At 63.3% G+C, this 18,321-nt stretch carries 17 protein-coding genes; 6 read left to right on the top strand and 11 right to left on the bottom strand.

The genetic code is table 11. The features are described 5' to 3' along the window. Positions 1-132 precede the first annotated feature (132 nt). From JWP90_RS10975 to JWP90_RS10925, 11 genes are all read right to left on the bottom strand, one after another. Positions 133-399, bottom strand: coding sequence for a hypothetical protein (locus JWP90_RS10975; protein ID WP_297363867.1), 267 nt, complete (start codon positions 397-399; stop codon positions 133-135). A 446-nt stretch (positions 400-845) separates the two neighbouring features. Further along, positions 846-1,634, bottom strand: coding sequence for an alpha/beta hydrolase (locus JWP90_RS10970; RefSeq protein ID WP_297363864.1), 789 nt, complete (start codon positions 1,632-1,634; stop codon positions 846-848). Between the two features lie 718 nt (positions 1,635-2,352). Continuing rightward, positions 2,353-3,093, bottom strand: a complete 741-nt coding sequence (locus JWP90_RS10965) for an L-ribulose-5-phosphate 4-epimerase (protein ID WP_297363861.1) — start codon at positions 3,091-3,093, stop codon at positions 2,353-2,355. A gap of 21 nt (positions 3,094-3,114) precedes the next feature. Then, entirely contained in the window at positions 3,115-4,710 is a 1,596-nt protein-coding gene (locus JWP90_RS10960) for an FGGY-family carbohydrate kinase (RefSeq protein WP_297363858.1), read from the bottom strand. A gap of 9 nt (positions 4,711-4,719) precedes the next feature. Further along, positions 4,720-5,766, bottom strand: a complete 1,047-nt coding sequence (locus tag JWP90_RS10955) for a DUF4432 family protein (RefSeq protein ID WP_297363855.1) — start codon at positions 5,764-5,766, stop codon at positions 4,720-4,722. Then, the gene (locus JWP90_RS10950; protein WP_297363851.1) at positions 5,763-6,776 is read right to left on the bottom strand and encodes an ABC transporter permease; all 1,014 of its coding nucleotides are present in this window, start codon (positions 6,774-6,776) and stop codon (positions 5,763-5,765) included. The genes JWP90_RS10955 and JWP90_RS10950 overlap by 4 nt, the downstream gene beginning before the upstream one ends. Then, the gene (locus JWP90_RS10945) at positions 6,773-7,816 is read right to left on the bottom strand and encodes an ABC transporter permease (protein ID WP_297363848.1); all 1,044 of its coding nucleotides are present in this window, start codon (positions 7,814-7,816) and stop codon (positions 6,773-6,775) included. The genes JWP90_RS10950 and JWP90_RS10945 overlap by 4 nt, the downstream gene beginning before the upstream one ends. Continuing rightward, entirely contained in the window at positions 7,809-9,329 is a 1,521-nt protein-coding gene (locus JWP90_RS10940; protein ID WP_297363845.1) for a sugar ABC transporter ATP-binding protein, read from the bottom strand. The genes JWP90_RS10945 and JWP90_RS10940 overlap by 8 nt, the downstream gene beginning before the upstream one ends. A gap of 28 nt (positions 9,330-9,357) precedes the next feature. Then, entirely contained in the window at positions 9,358-10,368 is a 1,011-nt protein-coding gene (locus JWP90_RS10935; RefSeq protein ID WP_297363842.1) for a substrate-binding domain-containing protein, read from the bottom strand. A 58-nt stretch (positions 10,369-10,426) separates the two neighbouring features. Next, on the bottom strand, positions 10,427-11,176 hold the full coding sequence (locus JWP90_RS10930; protein WP_297363838.1) for a hypothetical protein: 750 nt from the start codon (positions 11,174-11,176) through the stop codon (positions 10,427-10,429). A 117-nt stretch (positions 11,177-11,293) separates the two neighbouring features. Beyond that, positions 11,294-12,355, bottom strand: a complete 1,062-nt coding sequence (locus JWP90_RS10925) for a LacI family DNA-binding transcriptional regulator (protein ID WP_297363834.1) — start codon at positions 12,353-12,355, stop codon at positions 11,294-11,296. Positions 12,356-12,980: 625 nt separating this feature from the next. Between JWP90_RS10925 and JWP90_RS10920 the strand changes: the two genes are divergently transcribed. The 6 genes from JWP90_RS10920 to JWP90_RS10895 all read left to right on the top strand — a co-directional run. Then, the gene (locus JWP90_RS10920; protein ID WP_297363830.1) at positions 12,981-13,781 is read left to right on the top strand and encodes an ABC transporter ATP-binding protein; all 801 of its coding nucleotides are present in this window, start codon (positions 12,981-12,983) and stop codon (positions 13,779-13,781) included. A 9-nt stretch (positions 13,782-13,790) separates the two neighbouring features. Beyond that, positions 13,791-14,672 (top strand): ABC transporter permease, encoded by an 882-nt coding sequence (locus tag JWP90_RS10915; RefSeq protein ID WP_297363827.1) that lies wholly within the window; start codon positions 13,791-13,793, stop codon positions 14,670-14,672. A 47-nt stretch (positions 14,673-14,719) separates the two neighbouring features. After that, entirely contained in the window at positions 14,720-15,721 is a 1,002-nt protein-coding gene (locus tag JWP90_RS10910; RefSeq protein ID WP_297363824.1) for an ABC transporter substrate-binding protein, read from the top strand. Positions 15,722-15,772: 51 nt separating this feature from the next. Continuing rightward, on the top strand, positions 15,773-16,417 hold the full coding sequence (locus tag JWP90_RS10905; RefSeq protein ID WP_297363821.1) for a cysteine hydrolase family protein: 645 nt from the start codon (positions 15,773-15,775) through the stop codon (positions 16,415-16,417). A gap of 53 nt (positions 16,418-16,470) precedes the next feature. Further along, a complete protein-coding gene (locus tag JWP90_RS10900) occupies positions 16,471-17,880 on the top strand; it encodes an MFS transporter (protein WP_297363818.1) in 1,410 nt (469 codons plus the stop codon). Positions 17,881-17,882: 2 nt separating this feature from the next. Next, on the top strand, positions 17,883-18,321 hold a 439-nt coding region (locus tag JWP90_RS10895; RefSeq protein WP_297363815.1), incomplete at its 3' end, for a hypothetical protein.

Below are 18,321 nucleotides of genomic sequence, written 5' to 3'. Positions count from 1 at the left end.
AAATCTCGAGCTGAAGAGCTCAGGGGTGCGCCTACGGGTACGGTGATCGTTGCCCGGGTCACGTATCGTGCTTCGACTTCATCCGATCGCCTCTGCTGTCTCGGCCGAACGCCGTCTCCGCGGACCTTAGGTTTACCCAGCGTCGGTCTCGTAGCCGGTCAGTGATGCTGTTCTCTTCACCTGCCCGACGTTCATAGGTGACGGCGATGCTGAGCAGCACGGCGCCGACAACCGCGAGGGTGATCCGCCACGGCATCGACTCGATTCCCGGCCGGTCTGCACCAGGAGGACGAGAACGTTCTCGATGGGAAGTACGATGATGCCGATCAGCAACGGGGCTGCGAGCTTGCGAGCTTGCGAGCTTGCGAGGCCGATCAGGATGGCGAGGAGCGCGATCATGATCACCAGAATGGCCCAGCTTGTCGGCCTGCGTGGCCGACGGTGACCCGTCGTAAAACCTCCGCGCACGCAGGACGTCGTGATCCCGTCGCGACAGAAGGCGCAGGTGTTGTCTGATCAGGCGAACGGAACCACCACGGTATCGCCAACCGACAGCCGTGCCACGGCTGAGCCGATCTGCTCGAGTACTCTGATTGCCTCGGGGCCATCGCCGTCGGATCACCCGCCCGTGTCGTTCGCGCCGTCGGCGAACAACTGCGCTGAATGGACCTCGCGTGACCCGCAGAACCGATGCGTTTTGCGACGATCCCGAGAACTCGGTCCGGGAGAGGGCGGCCTCTCTTCTCATGATCGCCGACAACGTCTTGCACTGCACCAATTCCATGATCAGTAGAGGATGTCTTCTTCTGTGCCATGGTTCTACCTGCTGGCGACGCCATCACGGTTCAGGGGCCGACCGCGGCAGAGGCGAGGAAGTCGCTGATGTGCTCGGCCAGGGCTTCGGACTGTGTCCAATGGGGATAGTGACCGCCGTCAAGCTCGATCAACTCTCCGCGCTTGAGATTCGCCAGCTGAGCCTGATGAAGTTCCTTCCATCGCGCCTGGCTGCCCTCCTTCTTGATGAAGGACAGCACCGGCAGGTCGGACGGAAAGGACATATCCTGAACCGCCTCGAAATTCGCCTCCGCGTGGTTCGCCTCGTCGAGCAGGGCGGGGTTCGCCCAGTTCCAGTTCGTCATCAGCCGGATCTGCTCGCGCTCCTGTGCGGTGTAGGAATCCCCGTCCGGCTCGACCAATGACGGAGCTACAGCCGAGACCACCCGGAGCAAGCCCGTCGCCGACACCAATCGGTTCAGGGGACTCCCCTGCCCGGCCAGGCCGTTGATCTGTCCGGGTACTGAGGCGTCGATGCCGATCACGGCGGCAACTTCACTACGGTAGCGGTTTGCGTAGTCGAGCTCGTAGATCCCGGCGATGGAATGACCGAGCAGGACGTACGGTTTCTCCACCCGCGCCTGCTTCAAAGCTTGATGCAGCTCAGTACTGATGTTTTCGACCGTGCGGGGCGGCGCTTCGAGGTCGCTGTAGCCGTAGCCGAAGCCTTCGACGACGACGGTCCGGAAACCGTCCATCTCGCGGATCAGCGGAGCATAATCGATCGCCGGGGCAGCGGTGCCGTATCCGCCCAGCATCACGATGGTCGGGCCGGTGTCACCGTGTCGGTAGACGTTCAAGGAGCCGCCGGCGACCTCGACACGTTCGCCATAGGCGACGGTGTTCGCGCGCTCGTTCTGATCGAGGACGGCGTTGGTGACGGTGGAGGCGAGGACCAGAAGGACTGCGATGAGAACAGCGACGCCACCAGCACGGAGAACTTTCCGCGCGCGGGAAGACCGTTCTGCCAAGGGCGGATCAGGCTCGGGGTTGGGTGTTCCAGGACCGGCATAGGCTGATGTCACGCTCATCGGGGATGTCCTTACGTGAGAAGCGAACTCATACGCAGGTGTATAGACACCGCTTGCGATAGTCAAGGGGAATTAGATGCCTGATTCCGGGCTACGGCGCTGACCCGGGACGTGATCGCGGGTTTCACCGCCGATGGGGTGGACGCTGCGCTCGGTTCATTTAACAGGAGGAGCGACCGGAAAGCGGGATTCGGGGCCGTGCAGAGCGGGCCCGGCTGCCCGTGCCGGCGCGTGAGCGACGCGTTTCCGGACGGAGTGCACTTGGTCGACTTCTCGCCGGTGCACGACCCGTCACTCGTGCTGAACACGATTGCCCAGGCGCGTCTCGGTCGGCAACGCGAGCTGGACGAAGGTCGACGGCGACGTGTCCTCGGCACTCGCGCGCGAATCAGCAGCCATCGCCACCACTGTGACGCAATCGGCTCAAGATATCTGTTCTCCGCCCTGCCTGGATTCGCACCACCCACTTGCTGATCAGGGGCTTCTGCTACTGGTCCTCTGGCTGGGCGATGATGAACTGTGACTCTGCCGGGTTCTGGCCGTAAACATTCTGGTACCGATCGAAGAGAGAGTCGATCATGGGTTGGGCAATAGGTATAGGAGTGCCAATCTGCCGGGCGAAGGCGACGCTACGAGCCACATCTTCCACCATGACGGCGGCCTTTACCGCGTCCCGCGCATCCTTACCTATGGTGAACGGACCATGGTTCTGCATTAGCACGGCGCGAGAGCGGTGTCCACGCAGGGTCTCAACGATGCCTTGCCCGATGGAGTCGTCGCCGATGATCGAGAACGGGCCGATCGGGATGGCGCCGCCGAATTCATCCGCCATTGCCGTGGTGACGCACGGGATGGGCTCGCCCACGGCCGCCCATGCCACGGCATACGGCGAGTGCGTATGCACGACGCCGCCAACCTCAGGCATCGAACGGTAGACGTAGGCATGGGCTGCGGTATCGCTGGAGGGAGAGCGATCGGAGCCCGCCGTGCCCGTGACGACGGTGCCGTCCAGGCGGCAGAGGACCATCTTCTCCGGCGTGAGGTCGTCGTAGGACACTCCCGACGGCTTGATCACGAACAGGTCCGCGCCGGGCACTCGGCCAGAGACGTTCCCGCCGGTCCAGGCCACCAGTCCGTATCGCACCAGCTCTGAGTGCAGATCGGTGACCTCAAGCCGGATGCGGTCGATCGTTTCCTGGATGGTTGTGGTGATGAGAGCGTTGGTCATCAGTAGCTCCTTGGGCTGGTTTCAGACGAGGGATTCGACGGCAGCCCGCTCGACGTCCAGACCGGAGCGATACCGCTCGAGGTAGCGCGCGAAGCCGACGACTTCGGCGGGGTCAGGCGTGGTGGCGTGGAGGGTTGCTCCGGCAAAAACGTGATCGGTCAGGTAGTCGTCGAGGAGCGTGTCGGCGTGCCGCAGGTATGCCGCGAGCACAGCCATCCCCCACGGACCGCCCTCCGACGCAGTCTCGGCCACGCTCACCGGGGCATTCAGCGCAACCGCCAGGAACCGCTGAGCGACGCCCGCGGTGCGGAACATGCCTCCGTGTGCGAACATCTGGTCTAGTTCTGCTCCTTCGTCGGCGAGTATCTGCATGCCGAGCGCCAGCGTCCCGAACACTCCGTACAGCTGGGCGCGCATCACATTCGCCAGCGTGAAACGGCTGTCGGGTGTGCGAACGAAGAGAGGGCGGCCCTCGGAAAGCCCGACGATCGGCTCTCCGGCGAGGTGATTGTATGCAAGCAGGCCGCCCGCATCCGCCTCGCCGTCAAGTGCTTCACGAAACAGCGTTTCGTAAACGGAGTCGCTGTCGACCGTGGAACCGGATGCCTCGGCGAAGCGGGCAAACAGGCTCACCCATGCAGCGAGCTCGCTGGCGCCGTTATTGCAGTGGACCATGGCGACCGGGTCGCCTGCCGGTGTCGTAACGAGGTCGATCTCGTGATGGACGTTTGTCAGCGGGTTCTCGAGCACAACCATCGCGAAGATGCTCGTGCCCGCACTGACATTTCCCGTGCGGGGCGCGACCGCGTTCGTGGCGACCATACCTGTCCCTGCGTCGCCTTCGGGTGGGCAGAACGGGACGCCCGGCTTGAGCAAGCCCGTCGGGTCGAGCAACGCTGCACCGTCCGCGGTGAGGTTACCAGCGGCTGCCCCGGCAGGCAGCACCGTGGGCAACAAGTGCGCGAGCGGGGGGATGCTCTTGCCTGCGACGAGCTCGTTGTACAGCCCGACTATGGTCGCGTCGTAGTCTCGAGTGGCCGGGTCTATCGGAACCATGCCAGAGGCATCCCCGACACCGATGACCTTCCGGCCGGTGAGCTTCCAATGAACGTACCCCGCAAGGGTGGTGAAGAAGTTCAGCTGACTGACGTGCGGCTCATTGTCGACGACGGCCTGGTGCAGGTGCGCGATCGACCAACGTAGTGGGATGTTGACCCCGAATTTCTCCGTCAGTTCTGCCGCCGCCGAAGCGGTGTTCGTGTTGCGCCAGGTGCGGAACGGCACCAGCTGGTTCTCCTCCGCGTCGAAGGCAAGGTACCCGTGCATCATGCCTGAAACGCCGATCGCCCCGAACGTCGCCGGGCGGATACCGTAACGACGGTCGGCGTCAGCAACGAGGTTGCGGTAGGCGTCCTGTACGCCCTCCCACACCGCTTCGAGCGAATACGTCCAGAGGCGGTCGACGAATTGGTTCTCCCAGTCGTGGCTTCCCACCGCAAAAACGGTCGCCGGATTCTCGGCGTCGACCAAGCAGACCTTGATGCGGGTGGAACCGAACTCGATCCCGAGTGCGGTGCGTCCTGACGCTATCGCGTCGTGGGCATGTGTTTCGTTCATGTTCTGTCCCTATACATCGTCGATATTCGGATCCGCATGGGCGACAATCGGGAGAAGTGACATGCGGGTGCGGTACGTGCGAGTCTCGCCCGGTGCGAGCGTGATGAGTTCCCCGGTTTGGCGTGCTTCCGCCCGCCCTTCGTCACGTGAGGTCGACGGTTCGATTCCGAGGACGTTGATTCCAGGGCTGGGATCCCGCCACGCCAAGAGTAGCGGAAACGTGTCAGCGGTCCATTCAATCGCGAAGGCGACACCGCGGTGAGGAGCAGTGAGGGTCAGCGCCCCGGTCGGGCCACTCCGTGCATAGGTGACGCTTTCGTCGACGACCTGCTCCGCGACGTCCATGCGCATCGTGTGGAGCGGATCGGCTGCGCCTCCCCCACGGCGCGCTAGAGCGACGGCGTCCGTCGACACCGAGGACCCCGCATCAATGAGTGGGTACCCGAGGTTGATGTGGTGACGGTACATATGCCCGGCATCGACGAATCCGTCGTTGGTGACGACGTCGTGCATCTCGATGACCGGGCGATCGCACCAGGCGCGGATGGTGCGCGTCAGTCGCAAGGTCGGCTCGCCCAGGGCTGCTTCAATTACGTCCCCGGTGATTTCGATCAGTGGTCCGGAATCGTCGGCGCCGAATCGCCACGTCACGTTCTCCGCAGGAGTGTGGCCGATCCGACCATGGAGGCCGTACTCGGACCCGTCGACGGTAGAGGGCATTCCGGTGGATGCGAGCCCACACGTGGTGATCAGCCCTCCGCCGAAGGTGCGCGTCCAGTTGGCGCCGGCAGCATCGTAGCGAGTCGACGCGACCCGGCCGCGTTGAGCACTCCACGCCAACGGCATGTTCAGAGCATCGGCCCACCCAATGTCCATCGCCCGGTCCAGAAGCACCTCGAACGAGATACCTTCGGGGTTGCGCACGATAAGAACAGGAGAACCGGCACCCGGCCCCTCAGTGAGCTCTGCGCGATCGACCCGAACCAGCTGGGTGGGGCTGCCGACGCGTCGCCGGACGTGCTCGCATGCGACGGGGAACGAGGAGGGGCGCATCATCCGGCACCTCGAACCTCGGCGGCGGACCGGCGCCGAGCGCCTACCGCGACGGCGATAACGAGCACGGCGCCGGTGACGATGTACTGCCAGTAGGAGGAGACGCCCAGCATGTTCAGTGACTTGGACAGGACGGCGAACAGCATCGCGCCGATGACGGTTCCGAAGACAGTTCCTCGTCCTCCCCGTAACGACGTGCCTCCGACAACCACAGCGGCGATGACGCCCATTTCGATGCCGGTGGCCATGTTTGCTTCAGCGGATGACAGTCTGCCAGCCATGAACACGCCGGCGAGGGCGAAGCAGGCACCAGCGACCATGAATACGACCACCTTGCTTTGATTCACTCGCATACCGGCCAGTTCCGCGGCGCGCTGGTTTGATCCCATTGCACGCAGCGTGCGACCGAACGATGTGCGGTACAGCAAAGAGTACGTCAGCAGCGCGAGCACGATGAGTGTGAGGAACGGGTACGGCAGAAAGCCGATGGAGTCGGTCGTCAGCGCGCGAAAGTTCGACGACGTGACGGTGACAACGTTTCCTCCAGTCCAGATGAAGGAGGCACCAAGAAACAGGTAGAGCGTGCCGAGCGTCGCGATGAACGGCGCAATCTTGACGTACGTAACCAGTAGCCCATTGAGCAGGCCGAGGATCGCACCGATCACCACTGCGAGAAGGATCGCTAGTCCGATGTTGGTGTATGGCAGGACCATGCCAACGGCGATAGCGCTGACAGCGATGACGCCGGCGACCGAGAGGTCGAGCAGACCGGCAGTGATGAGCAGGACCATCCCGCATGCTGCAATTCCGACGAAGGCGGTTTCGAACAGGATGTTCTGAACGTTGCCCGCGCCGAAGAACGACGGCTTGATCAGTCCGACGACGATGAATGCGACGGCGACGACAACGACGAGGTACTGGTGCGAGAGAAAACTGAGGATGGTTGAGGTCACCGACGACGTGGGCGCCGTCCGTGTGGCCTCAGGTTCGGTGATGGCTGATGTAGTGGTCACGCCACTCTCCCTTCAAAGACGCGACGAACGGCCGCTCGCTGCGCGCTGTCGACGCTGAGCGCGAAGACCAGGAGGACGCCGAGCGCGATGTACTGGTAGAACGAGGGGACGTTCAGCAGGTTCAGACCGGCGTTGATCATTGCCAGCAACAGCGACGCCAGGAACGTGCCAACGATATTGCCTCGTCCGCCGGCCATGCTCGTACCTCCGAGGACGACCACGGCGATTGCCTGCAGTTCGAGACCGGTGCTCAGCGAGCCGTTGACGCTGCCGAGTTGGCTGGCCAGGAGAACTCCGGCGAGACCGGCGGTGGCTCCGGCGGCGACGTAGGCGATGAGCTGGATGCGCTTGACGTTGATGCCGCTGTCGGTGGCGGATTCGGGGCTGCCGCCAACGGCGACGAGGTGCTTACCGAAACGCATCTTCTCCAGAACGAACCAGAACCCGGCTCCGACGAGCACAGAGAGAACGAAGGGGACCGGGATACCGAACAGTGACGACGTCGCGATGGAACGAAACGCGGTGTCGGTGATCATGACGGGGGCGCCATCGGTGAAGAGCAGAGCCACCCCTCGGTAGATCCCCAAGGTGGCGAGGGTTGCGATGAACGCGGGGACCCGGAACTTCGTCACGATCACGCCGTTGAGCAGTCCGAGGGCGATCGCCGCGGCAATGCCGGCGAGAATGCCTGGCACAAGGCCCCAGGCATTGACGGACACCGCAGCCACACAGGCCGCAACGGCCTGAGTGGAGCCGACGGAGAGGTCGATACCGCGCAACGCGATCACCATGGTCATGCCGTAAGCCGTGATGGCGAGAATCGCGCCGTTGACGAGCATGTTCGTAATGTTTGAGGCGCTCAGAAAGCTCGGCACGAGAATGATCCCGGCCACGAGCACCAGCGCGAAGGGGATGATGATGCCAAGCTTCTGCAGCAGGCTCTGCCGCCGGGCCGCGCGGGCACCACGACGGGCGGATTCCTCGCGCTCGTGCTCGATCGACGCGACAGCGTCCAGCTGGGCCTGGGATGTGTCAACCATGCGTTCCTCCAACGGCGACCTGTCCTACAGAAGCGCCGACGATGTTGTCCTCGGTGATGTCCGGTCCGGCGAGCTCTGCGGTCTGCCGCCCGGCAAGGTACACAAGGCAGCGGTCAGAGATTGCGGCGAGTTCGGGGGCATCTGAGCTCGACACGATCACAGCGACACCTTGTGCCGCCAAACGTCGTATCAGTTGGTAGATTTCCAGCTTGGCGCCGACGTCTACACCGCGAGTGGGTTCGTTGAGCAGCAGGACCCGGCATCCGGACTGTAGTGCCCGGCCGAGCAGGACCTTCTGCTGGTTGCCTCCGGAGAGGTTGCCGATGAGCTGGCCGCCGTGAGGTACCCGGATGCTCAATTCGCCCCGCAACCGCTCGAAGACCGCCCGTTCGCTGCGTCGAGACGGTACCAGCCGACGCCACCCGGACACCGACTTGGGGTCACGGGAGACCATCGTGTTCTCGGTGACGTCGAGATGGGGAAGGATGCCTTCACTCTTGCGGTCCTCGCTCAGCATGTAGATCCCGGCACTGATAGCGGCAGCCACCGATCTCACCTGCACGGGGACGCCATCGATGGAGATACGTCCAGCGAGCGCTGCACGGTCGCCGAAGAGAGCGCGCGTGAGCTCCCCCCGACCGGATCCGACAAGGCCGGCGAGGCCAACGATCTCACCCGCTCCCACTGAAAGAGAGAAGGGTTCGTCGAAACCTCCGACGCGCAGCCCGTCGACAACCAGGCGCGGATCGTTCCCGGCTGCCGCTGCGTCGACTGCTCTTTCAAACGTCTGCGGCTTACGGCCGAGCATGTGTTCTACGAGAGCCTGCTCATCGAGCTCGCTGGTCTCAGATCGATGCACCAGAATTCCGTCTCGAAGCACCGCTACCTCATCGCAAAGGTCAAAGACCTCGTCGAGGTGATGCGAGACATACATGATCGCCTTGCCTTGGGCTGCCAACCGCCGCACGATCCCGTGTAGGCGGCCGATTTCCGCGCGGTTGAGCGCCGCGGTCGGCTCGTCCATGATCAGCACATCGAAGTCACGGGAGAGCGCTCTTGCGATCTCTACCATCTGCTGATCGCCCGTCGTCAGAGAGCTGACGAGTCGGTCCGGGTTGAGGTCAAGACCGAGGGTGGAGAGTAGTTCCTGAACCCGGTTTCGAGTGTTTCGGGCGCGGACCACTCCTCCGCTCGTCAATTCGTGGCCGAGCATGATGTTGTCTGCGATTGAAAGCTCGGGAACGAGCCGGAATTCTTGACTCACCACCGATATCCCCGCCGCCTGCGACTCCGCGGAGTTCGTGAGCCGAAGGCTCTCTCCGCGGAGTCGCAGGCTTCCTTCGACGGGCTGTTCGATGCCCGCGAGAATCCTGATGAGAGTGCTCTTTCCTGCCCCATTCTCGCCGACAAGGGCGAGCACACGACCTGTGTCCAGGCTGAGCGACACTCCCTTAAGGGCGCGCACACCGGGGTATTGCTGCACGATGTTCTCGACGGCGAGCATGGCAGTCATGAGCTGTCCTCTCTTCAGGCTGGTGCTGTTAGCGGTTTTCGCGGCCAGCTGTGAACTCAGCCACGGTGTCCTTCGTGACGACCGTGACCGGGAAGAACACCGTCTTCGTGTCGGCGTCCGAGAACTCAGGGTCCTTGCCGTCCAACAGTGCGAGTGCAGTCTTGACCGCAGCCTCGCCTTGGCCGTACGGGTCCTGTGCAATGGTGGCCGACATCAGTCCGTCCTCGATCAACCCGAGTGCGTCGTCGTTGCCGTCGAACCCAATGAGCGTGAAGCCGTCGGCGACTGATTTCCCTGCAGTCTCGAGCGCGCGCTGTGCCCCTACCGCGGATGCGTCGTTCGCCGCGTAGATGATGTCGAGGTCGGGGTTTGCCGAAAGCATGTCCTGCGCGGCGGCGTAGCCACCGTCAACGGTGTCTTCGCCGCTCAGGCTCGCGACGATCTCGAACCGGGTGTCCTTGGCCAGTGCGTCCTTGAAACCGTCGACCCGCTCCTCGCCGACGACCGAGCCTGCGTGCAGCTCGATGACACCGACCTTCTTGGACTCGGTCGAGGTGCCGGCGAGGTCGACGAGGTACTGCGCCGCCTGCTCTCCACCGTTGTAGTTGTTCGACAGAACGTATGCATCGTAGTCACCGGCGGTGCCGATGTCGCCGATGACGACCGGAATCTGCGCGTCGTGCGCCGCGTCAATCGTGGCCGGTAGAGCGGACGGCTGCACCGGGGTGACGATCAGCGCTGAGATGCCCTGGTTGATCAAGTCGAGACTCCCAGAGACCTGCTCCTGCTGAGAGCTTTTCTGGTCCGCGACGACCACGGTCGCACCGTTTTCTTCTGCGGCCGCCTTGACCCCGGCAGACCAGGCTTGCCAGTAGGGGTTCTGGAGGTCGTAGACCGAGTATCCGATGACAAGCGGATCCTGCTTGACGAACTCGGTGGCTGGACCTCCTGAGGTTGCTTCGTCGGCCCCCGAGGCGCACCCGGTGAATGCGATAAGCGGAACAGCTACGAGTGCGAGCAGGCTCAAACGTCGACGCATGATGTCTCCTTTGACTGTGTTTTTGTGGTGGTGGTGGTTGTGATTTGCGAAAGTGGAACTAGCTGATGGCCGTCCGGAGGCGCCCGGTATTGGCGGCGTCCGAGACGAAGTCGTTATCGTGCACGCCGGCCCAGCTGGGGAGCGGGGCAAGGTTGTTCTCGGCGGCTTCGGTCGGTTCGTGGCTGTAGGTCGAGACCTCTCGCACGACCAGGGGAACGTCCGAGTCGGGTGGGCAGCGGAAAGCGTGAAGGTGCTTACGATGCATGACGAACTTCGGGTCACCAGCGCGCAGTCGCACGTAGCTGGTCAGTTGCTCATAGGACTTCTCGCGTCCCTTCGGCAGGGCGACACCATCCGGCCATGCCTCACCCTCCGGCATCCCCGAGAACGTCAACACGTCGACACCGGGGTCAACGGACGGGGTCGGGCTGTAGAAGACCTCCATCTCGCCGAGGACGACCTCGTAGCTTTCAGTCTTCCGAGCGTGGTGATGCGGCGGGCAGAACTTGCCCGGGTGGACGATCATCAGTTTGTCGCACAGTCCCGAGTAGTCCGCGTATGGTGCCGCGCCGGCAGGCAACCCATCGACGGCGGGCTCATTCAGCGATTCGAAGATGATCATCGCTTCGTAGGGCTCCCGCGACCAGAGGCCGTTCTCGAATGCGTCGTACTGGTCGGCACCGAAGACAATGCCAGCAGAGTCGTTGACCATATCGCTGGTGATCGGGTAACGAACCGCCATGCCGAGCGCAGCGGCCTCCCGCACCCATTCGTCGTACTCGCGACGTGTAATCGACGTCCTTGTCATGAAAACCTCCGGTACAGTCCGAGCACCGCCCGTCCCAGCGGTGAACCGGTTCATTTTTGAACCGGTTCGATCTTCCGACATCTCGTGCCCATTGTCAACCTGAGGACCTGCGCTTCGTTACCGCAAACGCGCGGGCCCCGTCGACTGGCGCACGATGAGCGCGGGAGTGAGGAGCTCTCGCTCACCGCTGTCACGGGTCGCGCCGCTCAAGAGCATGTGCCCGGCGATCACTCCGACCTCGAAGGAAGGTTGCCGAACGGTCGTCAAGGGTGGGCGCAATGCCTCGACGAATTCGACATCGTCGTATCCGACCAACGACACATCTTCTGGCACCCTCAGTCCACGACGCTGCAGCGAAAGCAGAGCGCCAAGGGCAACGAGGTCATTGGCACACACGATCGCCGTCGGCTCACATCGACCCCACAGTTCGTCTGTCGCCGTAATTCCCATCGCCGCAGTCAGATCCGACACTTCAACCTCGATGAGCACGTCACTCGCTTCCAGGCCAGCCGTTTGAATCCCGGACAGAACGCCCTCGCGCCTCTCGACACACCAAGGAACATTGCGAGGACCATTGATGAAGGCGATCGAGCGATGTCCGAGCTCTAGGAGGTGAGTGATCGCCTGGCGAGCTCCATCTACGTTGTCGAGGCTGATGCTGCTTCCCGCGTCTGGCGCATCACCATTCTCGAGCGCCACCACGCCCAGGCGTCGGTCTGCGAACTGCTCCCAATTTCGCAGTTCGTCGATCGGGGCAACGAGTAATCCGTCGACGCCCTGCTGGGCAAGAGCTCGAAGTAGACGTTCCTGTCGGGCGGGATCCTGGTGGGTCGACCCGACGACGAGGGTGAGGTCGTGCTCCTCGAGCACGGACTCGACCCCACGTAGCACATCCGCCCAATAAGGGTTCCCGACATCGGGCAGAACCACGCCGACGAGGCCGCTCTTCCGGCTACGCAGCTGACCGGCAGCACGCGAGCCGACAAAGCCGAGTTCGCGCATCGCCTTTTCCACACGCGCCCGAGTGCGCGGCCTCACGCTATCCGGCGTATTGATGACGTTCGAGACGGTTCCCAGCGAGACCTGGGCCCTCTTCGCAACATCGCGAACGCCGACGGCCCGGGGCACGTCGGCACCCTTGGTTGGGTCGCTTCGATCGGATGTGACAGCCGGAACCATCTTCCTCCATCCGCTATAGCATCAGACGATTGTGGCAATCTAACCGGCAAGCCAGACCCGAGGCCCGGCGCGACTGTCAACAGAGAGACGAGAAACATTCTAGCGAATCCTGAACCGGTTCACGGTCCTTCGGCTTTGTGGATGATGACCAAGCGACTACAAAAAGTGACAAGACGCGATGCGGGTGCAGTCCCTCACGAGGTCGGACCCGCGCAAAGAATCGGTGGCCACCCGAGACATTCCACCGACAGGCCCCAATTCGTCGCGTTCTCGTGACCACCAGGAACGTGACGCTCGCCTCTTGCGAGTGGCATCCGTCTGACTGGCCGGTTCTTGTTGGTACACATGAAACCGTGCTCTGCCACCATCATCGAAATGTCATGACGCAAGAATGATTCAACAGGGCTCGCTGGTAGTACTTGACGTCGCGGCTGCGGCTGCGGCTGCGGCTGCGCGCGTACAGCCGTGCGCCAAAGCTGGTCATCTGTCGCTCGCCTGAACGCGGAGAACGAACCATGTAACTGTCTAGCCCGCCTGCAAGAGTTACACGAGCGAAACCGTCGAGCAATTGGCGGGCAACGTCACGGCACCACACTTATCTCATCCCACGACCCTGAGGTGAGAGATGACGATTACAGCTCCAGTACCGCACAGCACCCAGCAATCCGACCTGACGGTCACCAACCTGACCCGTATCTTCACGGCGCCCGACGGAACCGAAACGCGCGCCCTCGTCGACGCGTCGTTCACCGCGAAGCCCGGCGAGTTTCTGTCGATCATCGGCCCGAGCGGCTGCGGCAAGAGCACCCTGTTCAACGCGGTCGCCGGACTCGACCAGCCGACCTCGGGTGACATCTCGATCAACGGCAGCCCGATCGTCGGCCAGCAGGGCCACGTCGGCTATCTGTTGCAGAAAGACCTGCTCCTCCCCTGGCGCTCGGTACTCGGCAACGTCACCATCGGACTCGAGGTCTCCGGCGTTTCCAAGAAACGCGCCAACGAGATCGCCCTGCCGATGCTGCAGGCATATGGACTCGGCGAGTTCGTGAACCACCGCCCTGACCAGCTCTCCGGCGGCATGCGGCAACGCGCCGCCCTCCTTCGCACCATCCTGTTCAACCGCGACGTCATCCTCCTCGATGAGCCGTTCGGCAAGCTCGATGCCCAGACCCGCGCCACCATGCAGGAGTGGCTGCTCGACCTCTGGGACGACTTCCAGAAGACCGTTGTCTTCGTCACCCACGACATCGACGAGGCGATCTACCTCTCCGATCGCGTCATCGTGATGTCACCGCGCCCCGGCCGGATCATCGCCGAGCTGCCTGTGCATCTGGACCGTCCGCGCAAACCGGCGGTCGTGACATCCGCCCGCTTTATCGATTTGAAAACCGAAATTCTCGACCTCCTCGCCACCGGACAGAACTGAGGCACCGCCGTGAGCACAATCGAACTTGAGAAGCCCAACACCGCTACCGCCCAGGTCGGTGCAGCGATGGTCGCCCTCTCCGATCTGCCGAGACGCGCCCCACGGGTGCGCAGCCGACAACTCTTCCCGAGCGAGCCGAAGGGCTGGCTCGTCGCCACCCTCGCGGCCGGCATCGTCATCGCACTGTTCGCCACCTGGCAGCTCCTCGCCGATGCCGACGTCGTCGACACCTTCTTCTGGTCAAAGCCCAGCATGGTGTGGGACTCAGCGGTGATCGCGTTCTCCAACGGCACCATGCTCGGCGACACGCTCTTCACCTTCACCTCAACGATCGCCGGCTTCGTTCTCGGTGTCGTCGGCGGCGCGGTGATGGGTCTCTCGTTCTGGTGGTCGAGGCTCTACGCCCGCACCTCAGAACCGCTGCTCATCGCGGTCGAGGCGATGCCCAAGCTCGCCCTCGCTCCGATGATCGTGCTCGCGCTCGGCATCGGAATCGAGTCGAAGATCGCCATGGCCACCGCGCTCGTGATCATCATCCAGGTGCTCAACACGCACACCGCGGTTCGCGCGGTCGACCGTGACCTGCAGACACTGCTCTACTCACTTGGCGCGAGCCGCTGGCAGGTGTTCACCAAGGTGGTGGTGCCGTCAACGATTCCATCGGTTGTCGCGAGCTTCCGGGTGAGCATCGGCCTCGCACTCACCGGTGCGATCGTCGGCGAGTACATCGGCTCACAAGAGGGTCTCGGCAAGATGATCCAGTTCGCGGCGTCGAGCTTCGACATCTCACTGATCTGGGTCGGGGTCTTCACCCTCGGCATCCTCTCGTTTGTGCTTTACCTCGCCGTGCTTCTGCTCGAGAAGGTGCTGCTCCGCGCCATCCGCGGCTAAGTCCCCTCATCCCCCGTGTGTTCCACCCCTTTCTACAGGAGAGCTCCGTGAAAAAAACTGTTCTATCCACCCTGGCCGCGCTTGCGACGGTTGCCGTATTGAGCGGATGCTCCACGTCAGCCGCCGGCGAAACCTCATCTTCCGCAGAACTCACGAAGATCATGATTGCCGAGCCCGTGCACAGCGTCGGTTACCTGCCGCTCTACGCGGCCATGACAAACGGCTACTTCGAAGACGCCGGGCTCGATGTCGAAATCACCACTCTCACCGGAGGTGCCCACGTCAACGCCGTGCTCAGCGGCGACGCCTGGGGCTTCGTCGGTGGACCCGAATCAGGAGCCATCGCCAACGCGAAGGGCGCCGAGCTCGTCACCATCGCGGGCGTCGTCAACAAGGCGAACATCTACTGGACAGCAGCGACTGACGTCGAGATCGACCCCGACGACCTGGCCGGCTCCCTTCAGGGCAAGAGCATCGCGATCGGCCGACACGGCGGATCGCCCGAGATCATCTCTCTCTACCTGATGGAACAGTTTGGCATCGACCCGGCCGACATGGTAATTACCAACAACGACCAGTCTGGTTCCGAGATCGCACTCGTCGAGGCGGGCAAGGCCGACATCGCGGTGACCACCGAACCGGTACTCGGCCAGGGCATCACCGAGGGCATCTGGACCGAACCAATCGTCAACGTTCCGGCTGAACTCGGTGACTTCGCCTACTCTTCCATCGTCATCGACTCGAAGACCACGAAGGAGGACCCAGACACCGTAAAGGCGTTCACCGCCGCGCTCGACAAAGGCATGGACTTCGTCCTCACCGACAAGGAGGGCACCGCCAAGCTCGCCGTCACCGAATTCCCGACCATGACCGCCGATGTGCTCCAGCCCACCCTCGACCGGGCCTACGCCGACGAACTCTGGAACGGTATCGACATCTCCGACGAGGGCATCCAACTCGACCTCGACGTCTCCCGCGCGGCCGGGCTGCTCGTCGACGACGGAAAGGTGACCGTCGAGTCACTGCTTGACCGTTCCTTCATGCCGTAAGCACTCGCATCCGCTCTTCATTTCTTTTCGAACACGAACAGGACACCAATAATGACGAACTTTCCCTTTCGCTATGACCCCGCACACACGGCCCTCATCGTGGTCGATGTGCAGAACGACTTTTGCTCACCCGACGGATCGCTCGCCGGGGTCGGCAACGATGTCTCGGCCGCCGTCGAGATGGTGCCGCGCCTGCAGAGCCTGATCGAGAACGCGCGTGCGGTCGGCATGCCCGTGGTGTTCATCCAGACCATCCATGACGAGACCAACGACTCGCCGCAGTGGCTCGGCCGCGTCGACGCCGGTCCGGGCACCGAACGCCCGGGCATCACCTGTCGCACCAGCAGTTGGGGTGGCGAGTTCTACGAGGTGGCACCGCAACCGGGTGACCACGTCGTGATCAAGTACCGCTACAGCGCCTTCATCGGCACCAACCTCGAGATCCTGCTGCGCACACTCGGCGTTCAGTCGCTGCTCTTCACCGGAGTCGCCACCGAGATCTGTGTCGAGTCGAGCCTGCGCGATGGGCTGTTCGCGGACTACTGGGTGAGCCTCGTCGAGGACTGCGCGGCGTCGTACAGCCAGGCCGCACACGACGCCTCGGTGTCAGTGGTCGGCACGCAGTTCGGCACAGTCACGACGAGCACCGAGCTCGCGTCGATCTGGGCGCCGGCACAGGCACTCGCCGTCGTGTAACACCCCATCGAAACCGCACCACGCCTCCCGCACCACTCGAAAGGACGACAGCCGTGACGACCCAACCCCGGTCACGGACGATCATTGCGACTGTCGTCCTCGGAACGGTGCTCAACCCCCTCGATGGCTCGATGATGGCGGTGGCGCTCCCCTCCATCCGCGACAGTTTCGCGGCAACGGCGGCGAGCGCCACCTGGCTCATCACCGTCTACTACCTAGCCGGGGCCGTCGCTCAGCCCATCATGGGCCGCATCGCCGACCTGCTCGGAGCTCGGCGTGTCTTCGTCGGCGGGCTCCTTCTTGTCGCCTTGGCGTGTTCCCTCGCCCAGTTCGTGCCCTCGATCGAGTGGCTCATCGCACTGAGACTCGTGCAGGCTGTCGGCTCCTCGGTCGCTTTTCCGGCCGGCCTCATCATCGTTCGGCGCAGTCTGCTCGCCGACCCCGAAGCCTCAGCTCGCGCCGTTGGATCGATCACCTGGATCAACTCCCTCGCCGCCGTCGCCGGACCACTCGTCGGCGGCGCCATGGTGCAGCTGCTCGGCTGGCGTGGCCCGTTCGTCTTCGGTATCCCCTTCGCGCTGCTCGGCGCCATCATCGCGATGATCACACTGCCGCGAGACTCGGAAGCCGAAAGGGTCACGAGCACTACGGGGTTATGGACGAGAACAGATGCCCTCGGTGCGGTCCTTCTCGGAACCGCGATCGCTGCGCTTCAACTCGGCATCGTCGGACTCGCGAACCCCGCAATGCTTCTCTGGTTCGGTGCGTTCGCGATCGCACTCGTACTGCTGGTGGTTCGTGAGAAGCGAGCCGCTTACCCGTTCATCGACTCCCGCGTTATGTTCGCGGATCCGAAAACACCCGTCGTTCTGATTCAGTACCTTCTCGCGAACTTCACCTTCTTCGCGGTGATCGTGTCGCTCCCGACCTGGCTGCAACTCGCGCACAATCTCCAGCCGGTCCAAAGCGGACTCGTCACCTTCCCCATCGCCGTCATCGGCGTCACCATCACCCTCCTGCTGAGCCGCTTTGTCTACGGCGGCCACGGCCAGCACATCCTCGTCGGCATGGCCTGCCTGTCCCTCGGCGGAGCCGTCGCCCTGTCCTTTTTGACCCCGGCCACTCCCCTGCTCGCCGCGGCCCTGCTCGCCGTCGCCGCGGCGTCGCCGAACAACCTCACGACGCTCACTCTGCAGAGCTCCCTCTACCAACGGGTGAACTCGGCTGCGACCGGAGCCGCGACCGGACTCTTCCAGACGTTCCGGTACGTCGGGGCGACGCTCGCGTCGACGGTTGGTGGACTCAACCTCCACTCAACCGACCCGGCTCAGTTGACCGAGGGTATGCGCAACGTCATGCTTTGCGCTGTGGCAGCTGGAGGACTAGCACTCGTGATCGCCCTCCTTCTCCGACCCGGGACCGCGCCAAGGACTCAACCGGCCATCGCTCCGGTAGAAAGTTAGCCATGGACGCAACACGCACGCCACTCAGCGGATCGCACCGCGACCGCGTTGTGCTCGCAGCTATAGATCTGGTCAACGCGCTCGCTCCGGGTCACGCGCATGGGCACGTATTCGCACCTGGACTTTCCCCTGTGGACGTCACGAATACGGCAAACGCCGCGTTCGCGGGCTTTTCCGACAGCCAATCGGAGTTTGAGCCACGTCACGCGCAAGAATCTCTTGCTCTTGCCCTCTCGCTTCAACGCATCTTTTTCGCCCTTGGGTCCGAGCGTGTGCCCGAGGCGATCGCCCTCCTGAACATGATGCTCGGCAAATACCCTTCTGCCCTCCACCTCTCGGTCGATGAACCGTGGTCGCTGCATTATCACGACCACACCCTGCCGGCCCATGCCGGATGGAGCACGGGTTGCGCGGCGGCGCTCGCATCCTTCGTCTCGTCGG

The sequence above is a fragment of the Mycetocola sp. genome, from assembly GCF_025464835.1.
Lineage (GTDB): Bacteria > Actinomycetota > Actinomycetes > Actinomycetales > Microbacteriaceae > Mycetocola_A.
Note: the sequence above shows the minus strand (reverse complement) of the source record. Positions and strands in the feature narration are given on the sequence as shown.

Coding starts and splice junctions, on each gene's coding strand:
- JWP90_RS10905 (WP_297363821.1), top strand. CDS start 15,773: ATGACGAACTTTCCCTTTCGCTATGACCCCGCACACACGGCCCTCATC.
- JWP90_RS10975 (WP_297363867.1), bottom strand. CDS start 399: ATGATCGCGCTCCTCGCCATCCTGATCGGCCTCGCAAGCTCGCAAGCT.
- JWP90_RS10920 (WP_297363830.1), top strand. CDS start 12,981: ATGACGATTACAGCTCCAGTACCGCACAGCACCCAGCAATCCGACCTG.
- JWP90_RS10965 (WP_297363861.1), bottom strand. CDS start 3,093: ATGACCAACGCTCTCATCACCACAACCATCCAGGAAACGATCGACCGC.
- JWP90_RS10960 (WP_297363858.1), bottom strand. CDS start 4,710: ATGAACGAAACACATGCCCACGACGCGATAGCGTCAGGACGCACCGCA.
- JWP90_RS10930 (WP_297363838.1), bottom strand. CDS start 11,176: ATGACAAGGACGTCGATTACACGTCGCGAGTACGACGAATGGGTGCGG.
- JWP90_RS10925 (WP_297363834.1), bottom strand. CDS start 12,355: ATGGTTCCGGCTGTCACATCCGATCGAAGCGACCCAACCAAGGGTGCC.
- JWP90_RS10940 (WP_297363845.1), bottom strand. CDS start 9,329: ATGACTGCCATGCTCGCCGTCGAGAACATCGTGCAGCAATACCCCGGT.
- JWP90_RS10955 (WP_297363855.1), bottom strand. CDS start 5,766: ATGATGCGCCCCTCCTCGTTCCCCGTCGCATGCGAGCACGTCCGGCGA.
- JWP90_RS10935 (WP_297363842.1), bottom strand. CDS start 10,368: ATGCGTCGACGTTTGAGCCTGCTCGCACTCGTAGCTGTTCCGCTTATC.
- JWP90_RS10945 (WP_297363848.1), bottom strand. CDS start 7,816: ATGGTTGACACATCCCAGGCCCAGCTGGACGCTGTCGCGTCGATCGAG.